The sequence below is a fragment of the Mycolicibacterium pulveris genome, from assembly GCF_010725725.1.
Lineage (GTDB): Bacteria > Actinomycetota > Actinomycetes > Mycobacteriales > Mycobacteriaceae > Mycobacterium > Mycobacterium pulveris.
Genome location: NZ_AP022599.1, coordinates 1,784,737 through 1,811,387 on the forward strand (window position 1 = coordinate 1,784,737; position 26,651 = coordinate 1,811,387).

Here is a 26,651-nt window from a genome sequence, read left to right on the forward strand (position 1 = left end):
GCAGGAAGGGCCAAATCCCGAACTCGGCCAGATCACAAGACGGTTTTCACGCCATAACCGCGGCGAAACTGCGGCCAGATCGCATTCCGAACAGAAATCGCGATCTGACCGCAGTCTCGATGGGCGCTCAGCCCAGGACCAGCGAGTCGCCGTCGGGGCTGACGTTGACCGGCACCACATCGCCGTCGTGCACGGTTCCGGCCAGCAGCAGCTTGGCCAGCTGGTCGCCGATCGCCTTCTGGATCAGCCTGCGCAGCGGGCGTGCGCCGTACTGCGGGTCGAAGCCACGTTCGGCCAGCCACTTCTTCGCCGGCAGCGACACCTCCAACGTGAGGCGACGCTGCTCCAGCCGCTTGGCCAGCTGCGCCAGCTGGATGTCGACGATCTGCACCAGCTCTTCGGGCTGGAGCGGATCGAACACGATGACGTCGTCGAGCCGGTTGATGAACTCGGGCTTGAACGCCGAGCGCACCGCGGCCATCACCTGCTCCTCGGTGCCGCCGGCACCCAGGTTCGATGTGAGGATCAGGATCGTGTTGCGGAAGTCGACCGTGCGGCCCTGGCCGTCGGTCAACCGCCCCTCGTCGAGCACCTGCAGCAGCACGTCGAACACGTCGGGGTGGGCCTTCTCGATCTCGTCGAACAGGATCACCGTGTACGGCCGCCTGCGCACCGCCTCGGTCAGCTGACCGCCCTGGTCGTAGCCGACGTAGCCGGGAGGCGCACCGACCAGGCGAGCCACCGAGTGCTTCTCGCCATACTCACTCATGTCGATGCGGACCATCGCGCGTTCGTCGTCGAACAGGAACTCCGCCACGGCCTTGGCCAGCTCGGTCTTACCGACGCCGGTGGGACCCAGGAACATGAACGAACCCGTGGGCCGGTTCGGGTCGGCGACACCGGCACGGCTTCTGCGAACCGCGTCAGAAACCGCCTGCACCGGCCGCTTCTGGCCGACGACCCGCTTGGCGAGCTCGTCTTCCATCCGCAGCAGCTTGGCCGTCTCGCCCTCGAGCATCCGGCCCGCGGGGATGCCGGTCCACGCCTCGACCACACCTGCGATGTCGTCGGGCCCGACCTCCTCCTTGAGCATCACGTTCTCCCGCGCCTCGGCGTGCGGCAGCGCGGCGTCGAGCTTCTTCTCGACCTCCGGGATGCGCCCGTAGCGCAGCTCGGCGGCCCGCTCGAGGTTGCCGTCACGCTCGGCACGGTCGGCCTCGCCGCGCAGCTCCTCGAGCTGTTCCTTCAGCTCGCGGACCACGTCGATGGCGCTTTTCTCGTTCTGCCACCTCGTCGTCAACTCCGCCAGCTTCTCTTTGTGGTCGGCCAGTTCCGCGCGCAGCTTCTCCAGCCGTTCCTTGGACGCCTCGTCCTCCTCCTTGGACAGCGCCATCTCCTCGATCTCGAGCCTGCGCACGATGCGCTCGACCTCGTCGATCTCGACGGGCCGGGAGTCGATCTCCATGCGCAGCCGGGAGGCGGCCTCGTCCACCAGGTCGATGGCCTTGTCGGGCAGGAAGCGCGAGGTGATGTAGCGGTCGGACAGCGTGGCCGCCGCCACCAGCGCGGAGTCGGTGATGCGCACACCGTGGTGCACCTCGTAGCGGTCCTTCAGGCCACGCAGGATGCCGACGGTGTCCTCCACCGACGGCTCGCCGACGAACACCTGCTGGAAGCGCCGCTCCAGCGCGGCGTCCTTCTCGATGTACTTGCGGTACTCGTCGAGCGTGGTGGCGCCGACCAGCCGCAGCTCGCCGCGGGCCAGCATCGGTTTGATCATGTTGCCCGCGTCCATCGAGCCCTCGCCGGTCGCGCCGGCGCCGACGATGGTGTGCAGCTCGTCGATGAACGTGATGATCTGTCCCGCCGAGTCCTTGATCTCGTCGAGCACGGCCTTCAGCCGTTCCTCGAACTCGCCGCGGTACTTCGACCCGGCGACCATCGACCCGAGGTCCAGGCTGATCACGGTCTTGTCGCGCAGGCTCTCCGGCACGTCGCCTGCCACGATGCGCTGGGCCAGGCCCTCCACGATCGCGGTCTTGCCGACGCCGGGCTCACCGATCAGCACCGGGTTGTTCTTGGTGCGTCGGCTCAGCACCTGCACGACGCGGCGAATCTCGTTGTCGCGCCCGATGACCGGGTCGAGCTTGCCTTCCCTGGCGCGGGCGGTCAGGTCGGTGGAGTACTTCTCCAGCGCCTGGTAGGTGCTCTCGGGGTCGGGGCTGGTGACGCGTGCGCTGCCACGCACCTTGGCGAAGGCATCGCGCAACGCCTGCGGTGAGGCGCCGTGGCCGGTCAGCAGCTTGGCGGTGTCGCTGTCACCGGTGGCCAGGCCGACGAGCAGGTGCTCGGTCGAGACGTACTCGTCGTCCATCTCGGTGGCCAGGTTCTGGGCAGCGGTGATCGCCGACAGCGCCTGCGGCGACAGCTGTGGCTGGGACGCCGCGCCGGTGGCGCTGGGCAACCGGTCGAGCAGCCGCTGCGTCTCGGCACGGATCGTCGCGGGCTGCACTCCGACGGCCTCCAACAGCGGCGCGGCAATGCCGTCGGCCTGGGTCAGCAATGCCATCAGCAGGTGGGCGGGGGTGATCTGCGGGTTGCCCGCGGTCGTCGCCGCCTGCAAAGCCGAAGTCAGCGCCGCCTGGGTTTTGGTCGTCGGGTTGAAAGAATCCACGACAGCCTCCATTCGTTGCGAAGGGGTGCAAAAAGCCTTGTCGGGTTGTTCAACGCAGTCAAGGTTGAGTCTGTTCCGCTCAAGTATGAAATTTTTCGCCGGCTTCGCAGCGCTATCCGCAACACGCCGGTCCCGGCCTCCCGATTCGTGGTGGCTCGTCGGCGACGCTGGACAGATGTTGCGTACGGTCGCCGCGTTGAGCGCGGTGGCGGTGCTCGGGGCGGCGCCGCCGGTTCCGGCCCGCGCGGCGACGGACCAGGAGCAGATCCGCGCGGTCCTCGAGGGCATGAACGACGCCTACAACCGGTTCGACTTCGCCGGCTTCGCCGAATACGTGTGCGCGGCGATGCGAGAGGCCGACGGCTTCGAGGCCGATTGGTATTCGAGCAGGCGCGTGGACGGACCGACGCGCATCACGGTCGGTTCGGTCGCGGTGAGCGGCGACCCGGCTTCGTCGGCGGTGGCCAACGTGCGTTTCGAGGCGGCCGAGCACACCGAGACGCTGGCCGTCGACTTCGTGCGCGAGCAAGCGCGGTGGCGAGCCTGCCGGTATCACCCGGTCAGGGCCATATAGTTCGACGGACCCGGAACCGGAAGGTTGGCGATGCTGCAATCGGTGCTCACCGAACTCGTGCCGCTGGCGCTTGTCATAGCGCTGTCCCCGCTGTCGATCATCCCGGCGGTGCTGGTGTTGCACACGCCGCGGCCGCGTCCGACCGGGTTGGCGTTCCTGATCGGCTGGCTGGTCGGCATCGCGGCGTTGACGACGGCCTTCGTCGGGGTCTCCAGCCTGCTCGGCGGGCTCGGCCACAAACCGCCGAGCTGGGCGTCGTGGCTGCGCATCGTCGTCGGCGCCGCGCTGATCGCGTTTGGCATCTACCGCTGGCTGATGCGCAAGAAGTCGGCGCACATGCCGCGCTGGATGCAGAGCTTGAGCAAGCTCACCCCGGCCCGGTCGGGCGCCACCGGGCTGGCGCTGACCGTCGTCAACCCCAAGGTGCTGTTCATCTGCGCCGCAGCGGGTTTGGCGATCGGCACGGCCGGGCTCGGCAGATCGACCGTGTGGATCGCCGTCGTCTGGTTCGTCGTGGTGGCCGCATCGACGGTGGCGATACCGATTCTCGGCTATGCCGTCTCCGGTGACCGCCTCGACAACGCGCTGTCGCGGCTGAAGGACTGGATGGAGCAGCAGCACGCCGTGCTGATGGCGGTGATCCTCGTCGTGATCGGTCTCATGGTGTTGTACAAGGGAATTCACAACCTATAGCTCGGTGGACAGGTAACGCGTCACGGTCGGAGCGATCAACCGCACCACTTCGTCATCGGGCAGCGTCGCCAACGGCGGCACCTCCATCACATACCGCAGCATCGCCATTCCCACGAGCTGGCTGGCGGCGAGCATCGCGCGCAGCCGGGCCGGCTCGTCGCCGCCGAGCGCACCGGATACCGCGGTCAGCACGTAGTTCTGCATGAACCCCCGGAACGCCTCGTGCGCATCGCTGTTGGACGTGGCCGACTGCAGCATCGCCACCATGGTGGGCCCGGTGTCGGGTTCGGCCCAGATCCGCATGTAGGCGCGCACGATCCGGCTGCCGATGTCCGAGTCGTCGTCGGCCCCGCCGGTGATCGCGGTCACCAGCACACCGGGATCCAGGATCAACCTCAGCGATTCGCGAAACAGGTCGGCCTTGGAGCCGAACAGGTAGAGCACCATCGCCGGATCGACGTGGGCGTCGCGGGCGATCGCGCGCAGCGTCGTCTTCTCGTAGCCGTCGGTCGCGAAGCGCTTCTTGGCCGCGGCCAGCACCGCCTCCCGCGACACCGGGTCGCCCCGGCGCCGGCCCCGACGCTTGGCCGTTGTCGCTGGTGAAGGCATATCCGACAGTAACATTTCAATAGGTGTTGAAATCAGCCCGGGTACGGAGTTACGCTCAGCGGAGAATTAATTCAACATCAGATGAAAAGGCGACCATGACCGAGACACGGCTGGACCCCTCGTCCCCACCCCCCAACCACACGTCCTCAGGGCACGAACCGCCTGCGGCGATCCGCGCGACCGGCATCGTCGTGGTCCTCACCGTCGTGCTCGCGATCGTCGCGCTGGCCTTCGCGCTACCCGCGGTGCACACCGCGCCCCGCGATGTGCCGATCGGCGTGGCGGGCCCGCAGGCCGCCAGCGGGCAAGTCGAGGCGGCCCTGCAACAGCAGGCCCCCGGCGCGTTCGCCGTCACCTACTACCCCGGCGAAGCGGCCCTGCGCGACGCGATCCTCAGCCGGGATGTCTACGGCGGCATGGCAATCGGCCCGGACGGGCGCAAACTGCTGATCGCCACCGGCGGCAGCCCGATCGTCGCGCAGCTACTCACCCAGCTCGGTGACGGAATCGCCCGCCACACCGGTGCGCAGATCCAGGTCGAGGATCTCGCGCCGCCGACCGCCGCCGATCCGCGCGGCGCCGGCCTGGCCGCCTCGGCGTTGCCGATCACCCTGGGCGCGCTGCTGCCCGCGATCGCGCTGGTGCTGGTGCTCAAGCGCGAGATCTGGACCCGTGTCGCGGCGATGGTCGTCTTCTCCGGGCTGTCCGGCCTGACGATCGCCGCGCTGCTGCGTTTCGTGTTCGGCTCGATCGACCAGAACTTCTGGGGCGTCACCGGCGGTCTGACGCTCGGAGTGCTCGCCGCGGGGCTGACGATCATGGGGTTGGGCTCGGTGTTCGGACGGGCGGGGTTGATCGTCGGCGCACTGCTGGCGGTGCTGGTCGGCAACCCGCTGTCCGGGTTGAACAGCGCACCGGAGATGCTGCCCAGCGGGTGGGGCGCATTCGGGCAGTGGCTGCCGCAGGGCGCCAACGCCACCCTGCTGCGGTCCACGGCGTTCTTCGACGGCGCAGGCGGCACGATGCCGATCGTCGTGCTGAGCTGCTGGGTGCTCGCCGGTGCGGCGCTGATGGTCGTCGCTGCGCTGCGACAACGAGGCGGCGGGCAAAGCTGACTTACACTCGGGCGGCGTGGGACTCGACGACCGTGACGCACTGCGGACGCTGCGCGACGCCGTCGATCCCGCGCTGGGCTCCGAGGAGCTGATCCGCACCTTCTACACCAACTGGTTCGCCGCCGATCCGTCCGTGCGGGACCTGTTTCCCCCCGATATGGCGCAGCAACGCGGCGTCTTCGCGCAGGTGATGACGTGGCTGTTCGACGAACTGGTCGCCCAGCGCGCAGACGAGCCGGTGGCGTTCCTGGCGCAGCTGGGCCGCGATCACCGCAAATACGGTGTCACACAACAGCATTACGACAGCATGCAGAAGGCGCTGCTGGGCACGCTGCGCGGTCACCTCGTCGACAGCTGGAACGACCGGCTCGCCGAGGCCACCCACGATGCGGTCGCGTTGTTCATCGGCGTCATGCGCGGGGCGGCCGACGCCGAGAAGGAACCGCCCTACTGTGACGGCACGGTGATCGAGCACATCCGCGCCACCCGCGACGTCTCGGTGGTGCGACTGCAACTGGACCGGCCGCTGTCCTATCACCCCGGCCAGTACGTCACCGTGCAGGTGCCGCAGTGGCCGCGGCGGTGGCGCTACCTGAGCCCGTCGATTCCCGCCGACCCCAGCGGCGCCATCGAGTTCCACATCCGCTCGGTGACCGGCGGCATGGTGAGCACCGCGATCGTCGGCGAGACCACGCCCGGCGACCGCTGGCGGCTGTCCAACCCCCACGGCGGCCTGCACGTCGCCCGCGACGACGGTGACGTGCTGATGGTGGCGGGCAGCACCGGCCTGGCGCCGCTGCGGGCGCTGATCATGGACCTCACCCGATACGGGGTGAACCCCCGGGTGCACTTGTTCTTCGGCGGCCGCTACCCCAGCGACCTCTACGATCTGAAAACGCTCTGGCAGATCGCCTCGCAGAACCCGTGGCTGTCGGTGACCCCGGTGTCGGAGTACAACGTCGACTCGCCGTGGGCGCGCGACTACCCCGATGTGACCCCGCCCCGCGGATTGCACGTGCGCCAGACCGGCATGCTGCCCGACGTGGTGACCAGCTACGGCAACTGGGGGGACCGCCAGATCCTGATCTGCGGCGGCCCGGAGATGGTCCAGGTCACCAAGGCCGCCCTGATCGCCAAAGGCGCGCCGCCCGAACGGATCCAGCACGATCCACTGTCGAACTGACGCACCGTTTGGGCGCGAGCAGACGTGAAAACCCCCTCTTTGGCCATCAAATGGGGGTGTTCACGTCTGCTCGCCGACGGGTTCGCAATGCGGCGGCGTCGGCGGGCTCGGCGCCTACGCCGTGCAGTACGCGAAACTGCTCGGGGCTGGCGCCACGGTGGTCGCTTTCGCCCGCAACGACGAAAAGCTCGCGCTGGCAACGGAAAACGGAGCCGATCACACCATCAACATCGGCGACAGAACCGGCGACCAGGTGCGTGACGCGCTCGAGCAGACCACCGGCCGACGCGAGGTCGACGCGGTGATCGAATGCGCCGGCGCCCAGAACAGTATCCGGCTGGCGTTCGAGCTGCTGGCCACCGAGGGCGCGGTGGCCACGGTCGGCTTGGTCGGCAATCGTGTCGACATGCCGCTGTTCCCGGTGGTCAGCCGCGAGTACACGTTGTTCGGCTCGTTCTGGGGCAATTACAACGACCTCACCGAAGTCGTCGCGCTCGCCGAGGCCGGGAAGATCAAAGACTCGGTGACCCAGGTCCGCTTCGAGGAGGTCAACGACCACATCGAGGCGCTGGGCCGCGGCGAGTTCGTCGGCCGCGCGGTGATCGTCTACGACTGATTGTCGGCGGGCACCCGCTGCCAGAAATCGTTGAAAGCGATGCTGTCGAAAAATGCTGTGCCCCTGACGATTCGCCCATTTTCAAGCGTCAGGAACCAGGAGTACGTATTGCGATACGGCGCGCCGTCGCGAGCCGTGCCCTCGGCGTCGAAGAACACGATGACGGTGTCGCCGTCGGCATAGATGTCACGGATCGCGGGACGCAACGGGGTGGCCATCCGCGAGTTGAACGGCCGGATCACGTTGCCCAGAAAGTCTTCCTTGCTGGTGTAGACGCGTGACGCCGCCGAGTTGCCGACGATCTCCCACACCGCATCATCGGCCAGAACCTCGTACGGACTGCCGTTGCCATTGCTCCACGCGTCGAAACCGGCGCGGACAATTCGCAGGTTGTGCGCTTCCGTTGCGTCATGGACCCGCGCATTTTCGGTCATCGCTTGATCTATCCGCATCCGGTGGCAGGATCTGCTGGCATGGCCGAATTTGAGAGCGTCACGCTGAAGGATCCGGCATCGTCGATGACGGCCACGTTCGTACCGGTGGCCGGCATGGTCGGCACGTCGCTCGCCGACGCGGGCGACGAGTTCCTCGGCCAGCGCCGCGGTCTGGACGCCTACGTGAAAACCGGCAAGACGATGGGCATCCCGATCTTGTATCCGTGGGCAAATCGGTTGAGCGCCAGCAAGTACGGAATCAACGGTGCCGTCGTCACCCTGACCCCCGGCACCGGCGGGGTGCGCACCGACGAACACGGCGTCCCGATCCACGGCGTACTGGGGGCCTATCCGGGGTGGCTGGTCACGGCCCGTACGGAGAACTCGCTGACGGCCGTCGTCGACTACGGCGGAAAGCCCCGGCTGCTGGCGTCTTTCCCGTTCCCGCACCTGCTGACGCAGAGCGTGACGCTCACAGACCGCAAGCTCACCATCGAGACCACGGTGATGCCGACGACGTCGGCGTCGGTGCCGCTGTGTTTCGGCTACCACCCCTATTTGAGGATCCCGGGGATCCCGCGGGAGCAATGGCGGCTCACCACCCCGACGATGCGCCGCCTGGCGGTCGACCACTGGGGCATCCCCACCGGCCAATCTCAGGAGTGGCCCGGAGGCACCGAGCCGCTCAAGCACGCCGAGTATGACGACGGCTTCGACAACGTGCCCAACGGGGCGGTGTTCTCGGTGTCCGGCGGTGACCGGCGCATCGACGTCCGGTTCGAGGCGGGTTATCCGGCCGCGCAGATCTTCGCGCCCCGCAACGACAACGTCGTCTGCATCGAGCCGATGGCCGCCCCGACCGACTCGTTGCGGCGCGGCACCTACCGTTATGCGGTCCCCGGCAAACCGGAGACCGCGCGGTTTTCGATCACGGTGACCTGAGCGGTCACCACATGCCGGGCACCAGGCGGTAGCGAACCTTCTGCGTGTACTCGAGGTATCCGTCCAGTTCCTCGTTGAGCAGGTTCTCCTCGTCGCGGATGCGCATGGCCAGCACCATCACGCCCGGCACGACGAGCAGCAGTCCCCAGTAGGACCCGAGCGCGAGCGGGATGCCCACCATCATGATCACGTTTCCGGTGTACATGGGGTGACGCACCACCCCGTACAGACCGCTGGTGGCCAGCGTCTGTCCGGTCTCCACCCGCACGGTGGCGGCGGCGTAGTTGTTCTGGATCACCACCAGCATCGGCGCCATGAGCCCGACCGCCACCAGAACGTTGCCGATCAGCGAAAGGGCCGGCGGGACATGGCTCCAACCGAAGCGGTGGTCGAGGGCGCTGACCACCAACATCGTCAACAGCGACAGCCACAACCCGCCCATGACCGCCTTTTGCACCGCCCGGGTCTCCGCGCCCGGCCCGCCGCTCATCCGCCGTTGGAGCGCGTCGGGATGGGCGCGCAGCAGATAGATGTTCGACGTCCATATCGACGCGAGGAACACCGCCACCAGAAGCCAGGCTTGCCAGTAGTCGACGGTGCCCGCGACGCCAAACACGATCAGCCCGAACACCACCGGTTGGATGAGCCCGGATATCAACAGTTTCAGCGCGGCCTTCACCGATCCTCCTTGCCGTGCCGTGACCGAGAGTGCAGACACCGCGTCATTTTCGGCTATTTCCTGGCGCCCGTCTGGTAGCCCGCCGAGTAAGTCAGGTGATAGTTCAGGCTTCTGACGGTGGGTGTGTCGAACAGGGTGGGCAGCGCGAGGTGGACACCGAAGGCGGCGTTGATCGCGGTGACCGCCCGCATCGCCGACAGCGAATCGCCGCCCAGGTCGAAGAACGAGTCGTCGACGCCGACGTGCTCGAGTCCGAGTACCTCGGCGAAGATGTCGACCAGGACCTGTTCGACCGGGGTGATCGGACCGCGGTCATCGCCGTCCTCGCCGTCGGATTCAGGTGGGCTCCCCGCCTGGTTGCTCCACCTGGCGAGCTGGGCGAGTTCCCCGTTGTCGGAGAGCCGCACGGCCGACAGCGGCTGGTTCGGGTCGGTGGTCATGGCCACCAGTACCCGCTTGAACCGATCCATCAGCGTGTGGATGGCGGGCTCGTCGAATACGTCGGCGCGGTATTGGATTCGAAGGTCGAGTTCGTCGCCCGGGACCGCCTGCACCGCGAGCGGGTAGTGGTAGAAGTCGCGGTTGTCGAGCCCGGCGATGGCCAGTCCGTCGGCACCCGCCAAGCGGGCGGTGTCGGTCGGGTAGTTCTCGTAGACGAAGACGGTGTCGAAAAGCCGCTTCTGGCCGGTGAGGCGGTGAATCTCGCTGAGCCCCAGGTGATCGTGTTCGAACGTGTGGTTGCGGACGCGTTGGAGTTGATCGAACAGGTCGACGGCGGTGGTGGTGGCGGCGATGTTCGCCCGCACCGGAACGGTGTTGATGAACAGGCCGATCATCGACTCCGCACCGGGCAGGTCGGTCGGCCGCCCGGAGACGACGGCGCCGAAGACCACGTCGTGCTGACCGGTCAGCCACGCCAACAGCTGCGCCCACGCGCCCTGAAGCACGGTGCTGACCGTGGTCTGGTGAGAGCGGGCGAACTCGTTGAGGGCCAGGGTGGTCTCCTGCGACAGCCGCACGGCGGCGACGCGTCGGTTCGCGGGAGCCAGCTGGTTTGGCGGGCCGACCAGGGTGGGGGTGTCGACCCCGGCCAGCACCTGGGCCCAGGCGGCGCGGGCGGCGTCGAGATCGCGTTCGGCCAGCCAGTCGAGGAACCGGCGGTAAGGCGTACTGGCCGGCAGCCGTTGTCCGTAGTAGCCGGCGAAGACCTCCCCCAGCAGAATCGGCAGCGACCAGCCGTCGAGCACGATGTGGTGGTTGGTCAACACGAAGCGGTGCTCGTCGGCACCGGTGCGGATCAGCACGGCCCGGATGGGCGATTGTCGAGTCAGGTCGCATACCGCGGCGCGCTCGGCGGCGCACACGGACGCGACGTGGTCCTCGACGTCGACCTCGGTATCGGCGAGATCCTCGTAGTGCCAGGGTATTTCGGTCTCCGCCGGGATGACCTGCACCGGCTGCTCGAACTTGGCGGAGAATCGGGCCGCCAGATGCGGGTGCCGGGTCACCGTCGCCTGCAGTGCCTTTCGCAGGCGGTCTTCATCAAGTGGGCCGGTCAGCGTCACGTCCAGCTGCACCGCATACACGTCATCGCCGGAATCACGGGCGATCCCCGCGTGGAACATCAAGCCCTGCTGCAGGGGGGTCAGCGGCAGGATGTCGGCGACCCGGTCGTTTTCGCACAGCTCGTCGATCTGATACTGCTCGAGCTGGGCGGGCGCGATGTCGGAGGGGGTCAGTCCGCCGCCGCCGCCGCGCACGTGGGTGCAGATTCCGGTGAGGGCGTCGAACCACAGTTGGCTGAGCCGGTTGACCTGTGAATGGTCCAACGCTGAAAGGGCCCAACTCCAGCCCGCGCGAAGACGCGGACCGGTGTCGGTGTCGACGGTGCCTGCGTTGAGTGCCAGGGTGTGCATCAACGGCATCGGGATCGCCGCGGCGACGCCGGTGACCGACCCGTCGCTGCAGATCTCCCAACGATCGCCGCCCGCATGATCGCCCCCGCCGGCCATCCGGCCCAGATAGTTGAATCCGATCGGTGGATCGGCTGCGTCGAGGTCGACGTTGTCGTTGAGGTAGCGCAGCATCCCGTAGGACAGCCCGTCGGGCAGGGTGCGCAGCTGTTCTTTGGCGGTCTTGATCGCCGCACCCAACGCGGGGTCGCCGGAGACCACCTGGCTCCAGGTCAGTCCGGCGGCCTGCATGGCGACCGGGTATTTGGCGGTGAACCATCCCACGGTGCGCGACAGGTCGACGTCGGCACCCAGCTCTTCGTCTCGGCCGTGTCCCTCCACGTCGATGCAGATCCGCTCGGCACCGGTGCCCAGGAACTCCGCCAGCGCCAACCCGAAGGCGATCAGCAAGATGTCGTTGATCCCGGTGTGAAACGCCGCGGGCACCTCACCGAGCAGCATCTGGGTGGTCTCGACATCCAGATCCAGAGCCAAGCTGCCTGCGTTGACGTAGGTGTCGACCACCGGTTGCACCGCGGGCAACGGGGGCGGTACCGCGGTGATCTCTCGCCAGACCTGGCTCTGTGCAACGACTTTGGGGTCGTGGGCGTGTTCGGCCAGCAGGGTGGCCCAGCGCTGGAACGAGGTGCCGGGTTGAGGCAGTGTGACCGGTTGGCCGGCGCGGTGCTGGGCCCAGGCCAGGTTGAGGTCCTCCAACAGGATCCGCCACGACACCCCGTCGACAACCAGGTGGTGTGCGACGACGAGCAGTTGGCCGGTGCGGGCCGCCCAGAGTGCGCTGACCATCTGCCCGGCGGCGGGGTTCAACCGTGACCGGGCCTGGATCACCGCGTCGTCGGTGAGCACGTCGATGGTGTGTAGGCAGTCGGCGGCGGTGACGGTGCCGGGCTCGGGCACCGTCAGCGTCCAGCGGCCGGCGGCGTCCTCCTCGACGCGCGCGCGCAGCATCGCGTGCCGATCCAGCAGCGCCTGCAGCATCACCAACACATCCGCCTCGCTGGTGCCGGAGGGCGCCTGCACCACCACCGTTTGGTTGAAGTAGTCCACGGGGTTGCCCGCGGCCTCTTGGCTTTCGAGCCAGCGGATGATCGGCGTGGCGATCACGGTGCCGGTACCGTCGTCGGATTCGGCGTCGAGGTCGGTGATGGTGGCGGTGCGGGCCAGGCGGGCCACGGTTTGTTCGGTGAAGATGTCACGGGGTCGACACAAGATCCCCGCGGCGCGGGCACGCGCGACCACCTGCATCGACAAGATACTGTCGCCGCCGAGTTCGAAAAACGACTCATCCACCCCGACCCGGTCCAACCCCAACACCTGGGCATAGATATCGGCCAGGATCTGCTCAACAGCATCACTGGGCGCCCGATAGGACTCCACGTCCTGATACTCCGGAGCCGGCAACGCCCGCTTGTCCAACTTGCCGTTGACCGTCAACGGCATCGCCTCCACGGCCACCACCGCCGCGGGCACCATATAGTCGGGCAACCGCTGCGCCAACACCGCACGCACCTCAGCCGCATCAGCATCACCGGTGATATAACCCACCAACCGCTTATCACCAGGACGGTCCTCACGCGCGATCACCTCGGCCTGAACCACCCCCGCCACCGCAGCCAACGCCGCCTGCACCTCACCGAGCTCGATGCGATACCCACGAATCTTGACCTGCTCATCAGCACGACCCAAATACCGCAACTGCCCCTGGCCATCCCAGGCCACCACATCACCGGTGCGATACATCCGCTGCCCACCCGGCCCGAACGGACACGCCACAAACCGCGACGCACTCAACCCCGAACGACCCACATACCCATAGGCCAGCCCCGCACCCACCACATACAACTCACCAGCAACCCCCGGCGGCACCGGCGCCAACCACTCATCGAGCACAAAAAACCCAAGATGAGCCAACGGCACCCCGATCGGACTGACCACACTGCCCACATCAGCCACCCCGATCGGCCTAAACGAGGCATGCACCGTCGTCTCGGTGATCCCATACATATTGATCAACCGCGGCCGATCCGGATGAGCCCCCAACCACCCCGACAACCGCTGCGGCTCCAACGCCTCCCCACCAAAGACCACCGCCTCAAGCCCCAACCGCCCACCAACCTCGGGCTCGACCTCCGCAGCAGCCTGCAACGCATAAAACGCCGACGGCGTCTGACTCAACACCGTCACCCGCTCATCAACCAACAACCCCAACAAATCCTGCGGCGAACGCACCACCGCATCCGGGACCACCACCACCTGGCCCCCAAACAACAACGCCCCCCAGATCTCCCACACCGAAAAATCAAACGCCAACGAATGACACTGCGAAAACACCTGCCCCGACAACCCCATCTGGGCATCCAACGTCTGCAACAACCGCGTCACACTGCCCTGGGCAACCGCCACCCCCTTGGGCCGACCCGTCGTCCCCGAGGTGTAAATCACATACGCCACCGCATCGGCACCCACCACCGGCAACGACACCGGCTGACCCCACTCGGCATCAGCCACATCCACCACACCCACACCACAACCGGCAAGCCGCTCAGCCAACACCGCCGTGGTCACCACCACCACCGGAGCCGCATCACCAACCACAAACTCCAACCGCGCCGCCGGCACCGAAGGATCCACCGGCACATACGCCGCCCCCACCTTCAACACCGCCAACATCGCCACCACAGCATCAACCGAGCGCGGCAACAACAACCCCACCCGATCCCCAACACCGACCCCACGACCAACCAACAACCCCGCCAACCGATCCGAGGCCACATCCAACTCGCGATACGTCAGCGACCGACCCTCACACGACACCGCCACCGACCCCGGCACCCGCGACACCTGCGCCCCAAACAACCCCACCATCGACCCAGACACCGACGCGGGTTGGCCCAACACCGCCTGGTTGCTCCACGCGTCGAGCAGCGCCCGCTCGTCGCTTCCCAGCACGTCGATGGCCGACAGCGACCGGTCCGAGTCGGTGAGCATCGCCGTCAGTACCCGCTCCAACCGGGCGATCATCGTCTCGACGCTGACGGCGTCGAACACGTCGGTGCGGAATTCGACCTCGCCCACGATGCCGGTGGGCGTCCCCTCCGCGCTCCACCGCTCGGCCAAGCCGAACGACAGGTCGGTGCGAGCGGTCTTTGTGTCAAGCGGTATTTCGGTGACCTGGACGTCGCCAAGGGTCAACCCCGCGGAGTCGCTGTTGTCCTCTCGGAGGTTGCGCCAGGACAGCATCACCTGGACCAGCGGGTGATGGGTCAGCGAGCGGGTCGGATTCAGCCGGTCGACGACGACTTCGAACGGCACATCCTGGTTCTCGTACGCGGCGAGGCTGCGTGCACGCACCTGCGCCAGCAGCTCGGCGACGGTGGGATCACCACCGACATCGACCCGCAGCACCAACGTGTTGACGAAGAAGCCCACCAGGTCGTCGAGCGCGGGATCACGCCGCCCGCCGATCGGAAAGCCCACCGCCACATCAGAACTCGCGCTGAGTTTGGCCAGCAGCACCGCCAGCGCCGCCTGCACCACCATGAAGCTGGTGACGTTGTGTTCGCGGGCCAGCCGGTCGATCTGCTGCTGCAACTCGGCCGACCACGCGAACGGCACGCGTGCGCCGCGGTAGTCCGCGACCGGCGGGTACGGCCGGTCGGTCGGCAACTGCAGCCGCTCGGGCATACCGGCCAGCGCTTCCTCCCAGTAGGCCAACTGAGCGGCGATGCGGCTTTCGGTGTCGGCGACGTCGCCGAACTGCGCGCGCTGCCACAACGTGTAATCGACGTAGGAGACCGGCAATTCGGCCCAGTCCGGGCCGCGCCCCTCGGCCCGGCTGGCATAGGCGACCCCCAGGTCGCGCACCAACGGCGCGATCGACAGCCCGTCCGCGGCGATGTGGTGCACCACGGACACCAGCAGGTGTTCATCGTCGGACATGCGGAAAAGCTGTGCCCGCAACGGGATTTCGGTGGTGAGATCGAACGGTCTCTGCGCGATCTCGTCGAGCGCGTCGTTGCGCCGGCTCTCCGACCAGTCGGTGGCGTCGACGACGGTCCAGCCGAGGTCGACGTCGGCGGCCGGCACCACCAATTGGCGCGGTGTCCCGTCGGGCGCGACGAACAGCGTCCGCAGACTCTCGTGCCTGCCGACGACATCGGCGAGTGCCGCGCCCAACGCGTCGGCATCCAGGATCCCGTGCAGGCTCAGCGCCACCGCGATGTTGTAGGTCGCCGACGGGCCTTGAAGCTGCTCGATGAACCACAGTCGGCTCTGGGCGAAGGACAGCGGCACCTCGGCGGGCCGTTCCGTCGCCTTCAGCGGCTCCAACCGTGCCTCGCCGCTGCCGATGCGCGGCGCGAACTGACCGACGGTGGGGGCTTCGAACAGCGTCCGCACCGAGACGCCGGCGTCGAAACTGGCGTTGACGGCCGCGACCAGACGCATCGCCAGCAGCGAATCGCCGCCCAAGTCGAAGAACGACTCGTCCACCCCGACCCGCTCGAGCCCGAGCACGTCGGCGTAGATGCCTGCCAGAATCTCCTCGGTCGGCGTGGTCGGGGCCCGGTATTCGCCTGCCGTGTATTCCGGCGTCGGCAGGGCCCGCCGGTCGAGTTTGCCGCCGACCCCCAGCGGAAGCTCGTCCAACGCCACCACCGCGGCCGGAACCATGTACGGGGGCAACCGCTCTGCCAGCGCGACGCGGGCCTTGGCCGGGTCGGCGGTTCCGGTGATGTAGCCCACCAGGCGCTTGTCCCCGGGGCTGTCCTCGCGGGCGATGACGACCGCCTGGTCCACCCCGTCCAACTCGGCGAGCGCGGCCTGGACTTCGTGCGGCTCGATGCGGTATCCGCGGATCTTGACCTGCTCATCGGCGCGCCCGAGATACTGCAGTTGTCCGTCGGAACGCCAGCGCACCAAATCCCCGGTCCGGTACATGCGGGCACCGGCCCCGGCGAACGGGCACGCCACGAACCGCGACCCGGTCAACCCCGACCGGCCGAGATATCCGACGCCCACCCCGCGGCCCGCCACGTACAGTTCGCCGACGACGCCCACGGGTACCGGCCGCAGCTGCTGGTCGAGGACGAACAGCGCCACCGTCGGTGGCGGCGCACCGATCGGCGCGGCGCCCGAACCCGCCGCCAGCGGGGCGCTCAGCGACGCGTAGACAGTGGTCTCGGTGGGGCCGTAGGCGTTGATCACCACCCGTCCCGGCGCCCATTGATCCACCACCTCGGCCGTGCAGGCCTCACCGCCGAGCAGCAGCGCCGTGGACTCCAGGCCCTCGGGTGAGAGCGCCGCGACCGCCGAGGGGGTCTGGGTGAGCACGTTGACCCGTTCCTTGACCAGCAGGGCGTGGAACTCATCCGGCGAGGTGACCACCGTCTCGGGCACCACGACCAGCCGCGCGCCGCCGAGCAGGGCAGCCCAGATCTCCCACACCGAGAAGTCGAACGCGTATGAGTGACACTGGGTCCACACCTGCTCGGCCGGCAGGTCGGTCGGTGTCGAATCCGCCAGATGCGCCAGGTTGGCGTGGGTGATCGCCACTCCCTTGGGGGTGCCGGTGGTGCCCGAGGTGTAGATCAGGTAGGCGATGTCGTCGGGAGCCGGTGCCGGCGGCGGGGTGCTCGGCCGGGTTTGGATGGCCGGATCGTTCAGGTCGACGACGACGACATCGCGTCCCTCCAGCCGCGGGCGCAGGTCCGCGGTGGTGATGACGGCGACGGGCGCGGCGTCGGTCAGCATGAAGTCCATCCGCGCCGGCGGCAGTGACGGGTCGATCGCCAGGTAGGCGGCTCCGGTCTTCAGCACTGCCAGCATGGCGACGACGGCTTGGTCCGAGCGTGTCAGCAGCAGCGCGGCACACGATCCGGGGCCGACACCGCGTTCAGAAAGCAAGTGCGCCAGTCGGTTAGCCGCGTCGTCGAGTTCACGGTAGGTCATGGGCTGGCCGCCGAAACTGAGCGCCACCGCCTCGGGTGCGCGGGCGACCTGCGCGGTGAACAACTCCGGAACCGATACGGCGGTGGGCGCGGGCCGCGACAGCAGAGCCCGGTTGCCCATCTCGTCGAGCCGAGCATGCTCGGCCTCTTCGAGCACATCCAGGGACGACAGCCGCCGCGCCGGGTCGGAGGTCATCGCCACCAGCATTCGGCGCAACCGTTCCATCATCAACTCGATGCTGGCGGTGTCGAACACGTCGGTGCGGAATTCGGCCAGCACCCCGATGCCGGTGGGCTCACCGGCCCTGGTCCAGCTTTCGCTCAACGCGAATGCCAGGTCCACTCGGGCGGTGTGGGTGTCGACCGGGATCTGGGTGATCTGCAGATCCCCTAGGGCCAAGGCGATCTCGTCACTGGCTTCCCCGGGGAGGTTGCGCCAGGACAGCATCACCTGGACCAGCGGGTGATGGGTCAGCGAGCGGGTCGGATTCAGCCGGTCGACGACGACTTCGAACGGCACATCCTGGTTCTCGTACGCGGCGAGGCTGCGTGCACGCACCTGCGCCAGCAGCTCGGCGACGGTGGGATCACCACCGACATCGACCCGCAGCACCAACGTGTTGACGAAGAAGCCCACCAGGTCGTCGAGCGCGGGATCACGCCGCCCGCCGATCGGAAAGCCCACCGCCACATCAGAACTCGCGCTGAGCTTGGCCAGCAGCACCGCCAGCGCCGCCTGCACCACCATGAAACTGGTGGCATTGTGTTCGCGGGCCACCTGGGCGATTCGCTGCTGCAGTTCGACGGGCCACAGCGTGGAGATGCTGGCTCCGCGTTGGTCGGCCACCGGCGGATAGGGCCGGTCGGTCGGCAACTGCAGCCGCTCGGGCATGCCGGCCAGCGCTTCCTCCCAGTAGGCCAACTGGGACGCGATCAGGCTGTCCTCGTCGTTCAAGTCGCCGAACTGCGCGCGCTGCCACAACGTGTAATCGGCGTACTGCACGGGCAATTCGTCCCACACGGGATCGAGCCCGGCGCAGCGACAGACGTAGGCGACACCGAGGTCGTTGACCATCGGGCCCATCGACAGGCCGTCCGCCGCGATGTGGTGCACCACGCACACCACCACGTGTTCGTCGGCCGCGACACGGAAGAGCTTTATCTGCAAGGGGATTTCGGTCGCCAGGTCGAACGGGTGGCCCACGACACCGTCGATGGCCTCATCCAGCTCGGCTTCAGACCAGGTAGTGGCGTCGACGACGTCCCAGCCGAAGTCGGCCTCGTCGGCGGGCACCACAACTTGCCGCGGAATCCCCTCGGGCGCCGGGAAGATCGTGCGCAGGCTTTCGTGACGACCCACGACGTCGGCCAGCGCCGCGCCCAGCGCTTCGACGTTCAGGTGTCCTTGCATCCGCAGGCCGACCGCCATGTTGTAGGTGGGTGACGGCCCCTGCAACTGGTCGAGGAACCACAGCCTGTTCTGGGAGAACGACAGCGGGATCACCGCGGGTCGCTCCATGGCCACCAACGGTTCCAGCCGATCGTCGTCGGCGCCGATGCGGGCCGCGAGCTGGGCGATCGACGGCGCCTCGAACAACACGCGCACGGAAAGACCGGCGTCAAGGGCGGTGTTGACGGCGGTGACCAGACGCATCGCCGTCAACGAGTCGCCGCCCAAGTCAAAGAACGAGTCGTCCACCCCGACCCGCTTGACGTCCAGCACCTTGGCGTAGATGCCCGCCAGGATTTCCTCGACCGCGGTCGACGGGGCACGGTAGTTCTCGGCGTCCTCGAACTCCGGTGCCGGCAGCGCTCGCCTGTCGAGTTTTCCGTTGACCGTCAGCGGCAGCGCGTCGATCGCGATGATTGCTGCGGGAACCATGTACTCGGGTAGCCGCTGGGCCATCGCCGCGCGCGCGGCGGCCACGTCGGCGTTGCCGGTGATGTAGCCGACCAACCGCTTGTCGCCGGGGCGGTCCTCACGCGCGACCACCACAGCCTGCTCGACCCCGTCCAGCTCCGCCAGCACCGCGCGGACCTCACCCAGCTCGATGCGGAACCCGCGGATCTTGACCTGCTCGTCGGCGCGGCCGACATACCGCAGCTGACCGTCGGCGCCCCACCACACCAGATCCCCGGTGCGGTACATCCGCTGACCGGGCGGCCCGAAGGGACACGCCACGAACCGGGACGCCGACAACCCCGGCCGTCGCCAATACCCCAGGCCCGCTTGTGCGCCGGCCACGTACAGCTCGCCGATCACGCCGACCGGCGCCGGCCGCAGCCACTGGTCCAGCACGAAGAACGCGAGATCGGGCAGCGGACCGCCGACGGGGCTGACATCGGCATCGGCGTCGCCCTCGACGATCTCGCGGAACGACGCATGTACCGTCGTTTCGGTGGTGCCGTACAAGTTGAGGAGCCGCGGCGAACCCGGGTGGTTGTCCAGCCAGGACCGAAGACGTTGGGGCTCAAGCGCTTCCCCGGCGAAGATCACCGCCTGCAGCTTGAGCTGCCTGCTGAGCTCGGGCTGCAGTGCGTCGGCGGTCTGCAACGCATAGAACGCCGACGGCGTCTGGCTCAAGATGGTGACCTGCTCCTTGGCCAACAGCGCGTGGAAGTCCTCCGGCCCTCGGGCCACCGCTTCCGGGACCACCACCAAGCGGCCGCCGAACAGCAGTGCGCCCCACATCTCGCACACCGAGACGTCGAAGGCGAGCGAATGCCACTGAGACCAAACCTGGCCGGCCAGTTCGATACCGACGTCCATCGCTTCCAGCAGCCGGGTCACGTTGGCATGGGTGATGGCCACGCCCTTGGGAACGCCGGTGGTGCCCGAGGTGTAGATCAGGTATGCGAGTTCGTCGGCTGCGGGCTCGGGCAGTGCGGTGTGCGGTTGGGCGCCGATGGCCGGGTCGTCGACGTCGATGATGCGCAGGCCCTGATCCGCGAGTCGATCGGCCAGCTCGGGTGTGGTGAGGGCAACCGTCGGCGAGGCGTCGTCGAGCACGAGCTGCATGCGCGCCGCCGGCGCCGTCGGGTCGATCGGCACATAGGCCGCACCGGTTTTGAGCACGGCCAGGATCGAGGTGATCGCGTCGGCCGAGCGCGGTAACAGCAACGCGACCCGCTGCCCCGGCCCGACACCCATTCCGGCCAGCAGATGCGCCAACCGGTTGGCCGCCTCGTCGAGCTCGCGATAGGTCAGCGACCGGTCCTCGAAAGTCAGCGCCGTCGCCTCCGGGGAACGCGCCACCTGCGCGGCGAACAACCCGGGGATCGACGTGGGCGCGGGCGCAGGTTGGCTCAGTACCTCCTGGTTGCTCCACGCGTCGAGCCGAGCCCGCTCGTCGCGGCCCAGCACGTCGATCGCCGACAGCGGCCGGTCCGGGTCGGCGATCATCGCCGCCAGCACCCGCTCGAATCGCTCGATCAGCGTCTGCACATCGGACGCATCGAAGACCTGGGTTTCGTACTCGACGCGAAGACCCAACTCGCTGCCGGGCAGGGCCTGCACCGCCAGCGGGTAGTGGTTGTATTCGTGGTGAGCGAACCCGGTGACGGCCAGCGCGTCGTCGCCGGGTAGTTTCGCCGCGTCGATCGGATAGTTCTCGTAGACGAAGAAGGTGTCGAACAGCCGATCTTGACCGGTGACCCGATGGATTTCGCTCAGCGCCAGATGTTGATGGTCAAGCGTCTGGGTGTGGGCGTCGCGCAACTGCTCGAGAAGACCCGCGGCGGTGGTGCCCGCCGTGATCCTCGCTCGCACCGGCACCGTGTTGATCAGCAGGCCCACCATCGAGTCGGCGCCCAGCACCTCATCCGGGCGTCCCGAGACCGTGGTGCCGAACGCGACATCGCTCTGGCCGGTCAGCGACGTCAGCACCCGCGCGTAGACGCCCTGTAGCACGGTGCTGACCGTGGTCTGATGCGAGCGCGCGAACTCACCGAGAGCGGCTGTGGTGTCCTCGGATACGGTGAACGACGCGACGGCCCGCTGCCCCTGTTCCACCTTGCCCGATAGCCCGACGAGCGTCGGATGTTCGAAGCCGGCCAGCACTTCGGCCCAGGCGGCGCGGGCGGCATCGAGATCGCGTTCGGCCAGCCAGCTGACAAAGCGGCGGTACGGGGTGGCCGGAGGCAACCGCCGACCGTGATAACTGGCGAACACCTCCCCCAGCAGAATCGGCAGCGACCAGCCGTCGAGCACGATGTGGTGGTTGGTCAACACGAAGCGGTACTGCTCGGCTCCGGTGCGGACCAACGCCGCCCGGAACGGGGGCTGGTCGGCCAGATCGCACACGGCGGCACGTTCCGCCGCGCACAGCGCTGCGAACTGCTCCTCGACGACGTCACTGCCGCCGTCGAACTCGACGTACTGCCACGGCACCACCGGTTCGGTCACCAGGATCTGTACCGGCTCAGCGAACTGTTGCGAGAACCGGGCCGCTACGTTGGGATGCCGCGACACCACCGTCTGCACGGCCGCGCGGAGTTTGTCCCGATCCAGCCGACCCGTCAGCGTGACGTCGAGTTGCACGGCGTACGTATCGTCGCCGGCCTGCGCGGCGCTGGCGTGAAACAGCAGCCCCTGCTGCAGCGGGGTCAGCGGCAGTACATCAGCTATCCGCATACTGCCGCTGAAGCTCGTCGATTTGTTCTTGGCTGAGACCGGCGACGATGTCGGAGGGGGTCAGTCCGCCGCCGCCGCCGCGCACGTGGGTGCAGATGCCGGTGAGGGCGTCGAACCACAGTTGGCTGAGCCGGCTGACCTGTGCGTGGTTCAGCACCGACGGCGCCCACGTCCAGATCGCGCACAGGGCGGGGCCGGTGTCGGTATCGACGGTCCCTGCGTTGAGTGCCAGGGTGTGCGTCAACGGGATGGGCGGTTTGACGCCGGGGCTGACGGTGGCCAAGCCGTCCCAGCAGATCTGCCACACGTCACCGGAGCCGTCGGCCGTGGCCGCACCTTGGCGGCCCAGGTAGTTGAACGCGATCGGTGGATCGGCTGCGTCGAGGTCGACGTTGTCGTTGAGGTAGCGCAGCATCCCGTAGGACAGCCCGTCGGGCAGGGTGCGCAGCTGTTCTTTGGCGGTCTTGATCGCCGCACCCAACGCGGGGTCGCCGGAGACCACCTGGCTCCAGGTCAGTCCGGCGGCCTGCATGGCGACCGGGTATTTGGCGGTGAACCATCCCACGGTGCGCGACAGGTCGACGTCGGCGCCCAGCTCTTCGTCTCGGCCGTGTCCCTCCACGTCGATGCAGATCCGCTCGGCACCGGTGCCCAGGAACTCCGCCAGCGCCAACCCGAAGGCGATCAGCAAGATGTCGTTGATCCCGGTGTGAAACGCCGCGGGCACCTCACCGAGCAGCATCTGGGTGGTCTCGACATCCAGGTTCACCGCCAGGTTCCCCGCGGTGTTCAAAGTGTCCGTCTCGGGGCTCGCCGGTGACAGCGCCGCGGGGGTCGCCGCGATCTGGCGCCAAGTGTCGGTCTGTGCAACGACTTTGGGGTCGTGGGCGTGTTCGGCCAGCAGGGTGGCCCAGCGCTGGAACGAGGTGCCGGGTTGAGGCAGTGTGACCGGTTGGCCGGCGCGGTGCTGGGCCCAGGCCAGGTTGAGGTCCTCCAACAGGATCCGCCACGACACCCCGTCGATCGCCAGGTGATGGACGATCGCCACCAACCGTCCCGTCGACTTGACCCAGAGTGCGCTGACCATCTGCCCGGCGGCGGGGTTCAACCGCACACCGGCCTGGATCACCGCGTCGTCGGTGAGCACGTCGATGGTGTGTAGGCAGTCGGCGGCGGTGACGGTGCCGGGCTCGGGCACCGTCAGCGTCCAGCGGCCGGCGGCGTCCTCCTCGACGCGCGCGCGCAGCATCGCGTGCCGATCCAGCAGCGCCTGCAGCATCACCAACACATCCGCCTCGCTGGTGCCGGAGGGCGCCTGCACCACCACCGTTTGGTTGAAGTAGTCCACGGGGTTGCCCGCGGCCTCTTGGCTTTCGAGCCAGCGGATGATCGGCGTGGCGATCACGGTGCCGGTACCGTCGTCGGATTCGGCGTCGAGGTCGGTGATGGTGGCGGTGCGGGCCAGGCGGGCCACGGTTTGTTCGGTGAAGATGTCACGGGGTCGACACAAGATCCCCCGCGGCGCGGGCACGCGCGACCACCTGCATCGACAAGATACTGTCGCCGCCGAGTTCGAAAAAACGACTCATCCACCCCGACCCGGTCCAACCCCAACACCTGGGCATAGATATCGGCCAGGATCTGCTCAACAGCATCACTGGGCGCCCGATAGGACTCCACGTCCTGATACTCCGGAGCCGGCAACGCCCGCTTGTCCAACTTGCCGTTGACCGTCAACGGCATCGCCTCCACGGCCACCACCGCCGCGGGCACCATATAGTCGGGCAACCGCTGCGCCAACACCGCACGCACCTCAGCCGCATCAGCATCACCGGTGATATAACCCACCAACCGCTTATCACCAGGACGGTCCTCACGCGCGATCACCTCGGCCTGAACCACCCCCGCCACCGCAGCCAACGCCGCCTGCACCTCACCGAGCTCGATGCGATACCCACGAATCTTGACCTGCTCATCAGCACGACCCAAATACCGCAACTGCCCCTGGCCATCCCAGGCCACCACATCACCGGTGCGATACATCCGCTGCCCACCGGGCCCGAACGGACACGCCACAAACCGCGACGCACTCAACCCCGAACGACCCACATACCCATAGGCCAGCCCCGCACCCACCACATACAACTCACCAGCAACCCCCGGCGGCACCGGCGCCAACCACTCATCGAGCACAAAAAACCCAAGATGAGCCAACGGCACCCCGATCGGACTGACCACACTGCCCACATCAGCCACCCCGATCGGCCTAAACGAGGCATGCACCGTCGTCTCGGTGATCCCATACATATTGATCAACCGCGGCCGATCCGGATGAGCCCCAACCACCCGACAACCGCTGCGGCTCCAACGCCTCCCCACCAAAGACCACCGCCTCAAGCCCCAACCGCCCACCAACCTCGGGCTCGACCTCCGCAGCAGCCTGCAACGCATAAAACGCCGACGGCGTCTGACTCAACACCGTCACCCGCTCATCAACCAACAACCCCAACAAATCCTGCGGCGAACGCACCACCGCATCCGGGACCACCACCACCTGGCCCCCAAACAACAACGCCCCCCCAGATCTCCCACACCGAAAAATCAAACGCCAACGAATGACACTGCGAAAACACCTGCCCCGACAACCCCATCTGGGCATCCAACGTCTGCAACAACCGCGTCACACTGCCCTGGGCAACCGCCACCCCCTTGGGCCGACCCGTCGTCCCCGAGGTGTAAATCACATACGCCACCGCATCGGCACCCACCACCGGCAACGACACCGGCTGACCCCACTCGGCATCAGCCACATCCACCACACCCACACCACAACCAGCAAGCCGCTCAGCCAACACCGCCGTGGTCACCACCACCACCGGAGCCGCATCACCAACCACAAACTCCAACCGCGCCGCCGGCACCGAAGGATCCACCGGCACATACGCCGCCCCCACCTTCAACACCGCCAACATCGCCACCACAGCATCAACCGAGCGCGGCAACAACAACCCCACCCGATCCCCAACACCGACCCCACGACCAACCAACAACCCCGCCAACCGATCCGAGGCCACATCCAACTCGCGATACGTCAGCGACCGACCCTCACACGACACCGCCACCGACCCCGGCACCCGCGACACCTGCGCCCCAAACAACCCCACCATCGACCCAGACACCGACGCGGGCGCCGCAGGCGCGCTCAAGACCTCCCGGTTACCCCACCCCTCGAGCCGAACGCGCTCATCGGTATCCAACACCTCCACCGACGACAACCGCCGACCTGAATCAGCGACCATCAACCCCAGCACCCGCTCCAAACGCTTGGCGAGTTCGGGGAGGTCGAAACGGGACAACGGCCCACCGCCACCGGATGTGCTGAAGAAGAGTTGGTCACCGGCGCCGGAGAAGATCAGCCCGAAGTCACCGACTTGACCGGGGTTGGTGAAGGACGCCGATGCCTCCACACCGGCGAAGTCCAGCGTCAGTGCCGACGGCATGAAGTTGACGCTCACCCGGTGGGCCGGCTGTTCGGTACCGCGGGTTCCGGCTTTGCGTTCGAGGGCGTACACCGGAAACCGCTGATGCTGGAGGGCTTCTCGGATTCGGGCGTCAACATATGCGCAGAAGTCGGCTACGGTCGAGTCCGGCGCGACCTTCAACACCAGCGGCACGACCCCCGACACCATTCCGGGGAGTGTCTTGGATTCCGGACGTACTCGCCTGCTGACCGGGAAGTCGAGGACTACCTCTGAATTGGCGCCGCACCAGCCACGCACCAGGAGCGCGCACGCAGCGGTGATGACCGATGATCGAGGCAGATTCCACGCCTCGGACAGCTCCTGGATCTGCCGAAGAACAACGGGATCCAATCGCACCGGTGTCGGGGGCTGATCCGCGTCGTCGTCGTTCGCGGTGGTCTGCGGCAAGCAGGTGGCGTGTTCGGTGTGCGCCGGCAGGTTCTCGGCCCAGTAGGCCTGGTCGACCTCGTGGTCCGGAGACGCCTCGTAGTCCGATTCGCAGTCAACCAGGTCCTGCAGCGAGCCGAAGAACGCGGGCGGGCACGGGGTGCCGGAAACCATCGCGGCGTAGACGGTCGCAATCCGATGCGCCAGCAGCGTGATTCCGGTGCCGTCGATGACGATGTGATGAAAGCAGCCGAACAGATAGAACTCGTCGTCCCAGGTCTGGAAGAGCACGAATTTGAACAGCGGGCCGTCGAGCGGCATCGGCGTGCGTTGGATCTCGCGCGCCATCCGGCGGGCTTCCTGCACCGGATGGCGGGAGTCGGTCAGATCGTGGAACGCGACGTCGACATCGGGGTCCTCGATCGCCTGTTGCAAGACTTGGCCATCCACCTCGAAGATCGCGGCCCTGGCCGGTTCGGCCTCCTTCATCACCTGGCGGATGGCCCGTCCCAGCAAGTCACGGTCGATGGCGCCGTCGAACCGCGCCAGCACACCCAACTGCCAGTCGGTGGTGGAGTGGCCGGTCTCCTGTGCAAGCCAGATGTCGAGTTGTGCGCGCGTCAACTGCAGCGCGTTGCCTTCAAACTTCATTCGTTCCCCGAACCCAAAC

General features: G+C 67.4%; 10 protein-coding genes and 2 pseudogenes. 6 read left to right on the plus strand and 6 right to left on the minus strand.

Features of this window, described 5'->3' with window-relative positions:
- Positions 1-127: 127 nt before the first annotated feature.
- Positions 128-2,674, minus strand: coding sequence for an ATP-dependent chaperone ClpB (gene clpB, locus G6N28_RS08855; protein WP_163899484.1), 2,547 nt, complete (start codon positions 2,672-2,674; stop codon positions 128-130).
- Between the two features lie 175 nt (positions 2,675-2,849).
- Between clpB and G6N28_RS08860 the strand changes: the two genes are divergently transcribed.
- Both G6N28_RS08860 and G6N28_RS08865 read left to right on the plus strand, forming a co-directional pair.
- Complete coding sequence (locus G6N28_RS08860; RefSeq protein ID WP_163899486.1) at positions 2,850-3,248, plus strand: Rv0361 family membrane protein; 399 nt, start codon at positions 2,850-2,852, stop codon at positions 3,246-3,248.
- A 30-nt stretch (positions 3,249-3,278) separates the two neighbouring features.
- Positions 3,279-3,941: a GAP family protein gene (locus G6N28_RS08865; RefSeq protein WP_163899488.1), complete on the plus strand. Its 663-nt coding sequence runs from the start codon at positions 3,279-3,281 to the stop codon at positions 3,939-3,941.
- On the opposite strand, the gene G6N28_RS08870 is transcribed toward G6N28_RS08865, so the two are convergent.
- A complete protein-coding gene (locus G6N28_RS08870) occupies positions 3,936-4,550 on the minus strand; it encodes a TetR/AcrR family transcriptional regulator (RefSeq protein WP_179962042.1) in 615 nt (204 codons plus the stop codon). The two genes, G6N28_RS08865 and G6N28_RS08870, sit on opposite strands and share 6 nt — an antisense overlap.
- 95 nt (positions 4,551-4,645) lie before the next feature.
- Here G6N28_RS08870 and G6N28_RS08875 point away from each other — a divergent pair, with 95 nt between their 5' ends.
- From G6N28_RS08875 to G6N28_RS08885, 3 genes and pseudogenes are all read left to right on the plus strand, one after another.
- Positions 4,646-5,665, plus strand: a complete 1,020-nt coding sequence (locus tag G6N28_RS08875; RefSeq protein WP_163899490.1) for an ABC transporter permease — start codon at positions 4,646-4,648, stop codon at positions 5,663-5,665.
- Between the two features lie 16 nt (positions 5,666-5,681).
- Positions 5,682-6,848: an FAD-binding oxidoreductase gene (locus G6N28_RS08880; RefSeq protein ID WP_163899492.1), complete on the plus strand. Its 1,167-nt coding sequence runs from the start codon at positions 5,682-5,684 to the stop codon at positions 6,846-6,848.
- Between the two features lie 115 nt (positions 6,849-6,963).
- Positions 6,964-7,464, plus strand: a pseudogene (locus G6N28_RS08885) (zinc-binding dehydrogenase); the annotation flags it as partial.
- On the opposite strand, the gene G6N28_RS08890 reads toward G6N28_RS08885, so the two are convergent.
- A complete protein-coding gene (locus tag G6N28_RS08890; protein WP_235674513.1) occupies positions 7,455-7,898 on the minus strand; it encodes a nuclear transport factor 2 family protein in 444 nt (147 codons plus the stop codon). The pseudogene G6N28_RS08885 and the gene G6N28_RS08890 sit on opposite strands and share 10 nt — an antisense overlap.
- A gap of 39 nt (positions 7,899-7,937) precedes the next feature.
- On the opposite strand from G6N28_RS08890, the gene G6N28_RS08895 reads away from it, so the two are divergent.
- Positions 7,938-8,840 carry an aldose 1-epimerase gene (locus tag G6N28_RS08895; RefSeq protein WP_163899498.1) on the plus strand — a complete coding sequence of 301 codons (903 nt, stop codon included), beginning with the start codon at positions 7,938-7,940 and terminating at the stop codon, positions 8,838-8,840.
- Between the two features lie 4 nt (positions 8,841-8,844).
- On the opposite strand, the gene G6N28_RS08900 is transcribed toward G6N28_RS08895, so the two are convergent.
- From G6N28_RS08900 to G6N28_RS27425, 3 genes and pseudogenes are all read right to left on the minus strand, one after another.
- Positions 8,845-9,519 carry a methyltransferase family protein gene (locus tag G6N28_RS08900; protein ID WP_163899500.1) on the minus strand — a complete coding sequence of 225 codons (675 nt, stop codon included), beginning with the start codon at positions 9,517-9,519 and terminating at the stop codon, positions 8,845-8,847.
- A 53-nt stretch (positions 9,520-9,572) separates the two neighbouring features.
- Entirely contained in the window at positions 9,573-22,073 is a 12,501-nt protein-coding gene (locus tag G6N28_RS08905; RefSeq protein ID WP_163899501.1) for a non-ribosomal peptide synthetase, read from the minus strand.
- A pseudogene (locus tag G6N28_RS27425) lies at positions 22,060-26,632 on the minus strand (amino acid adenylation domain-containing protein). The gene G6N28_RS08905 and the pseudogene G6N28_RS27425 overlap by 14 nt, the downstream one beginning before the upstream one ends.
- Positions 26,633-26,651: the final 19 nt, after the last annotated feature.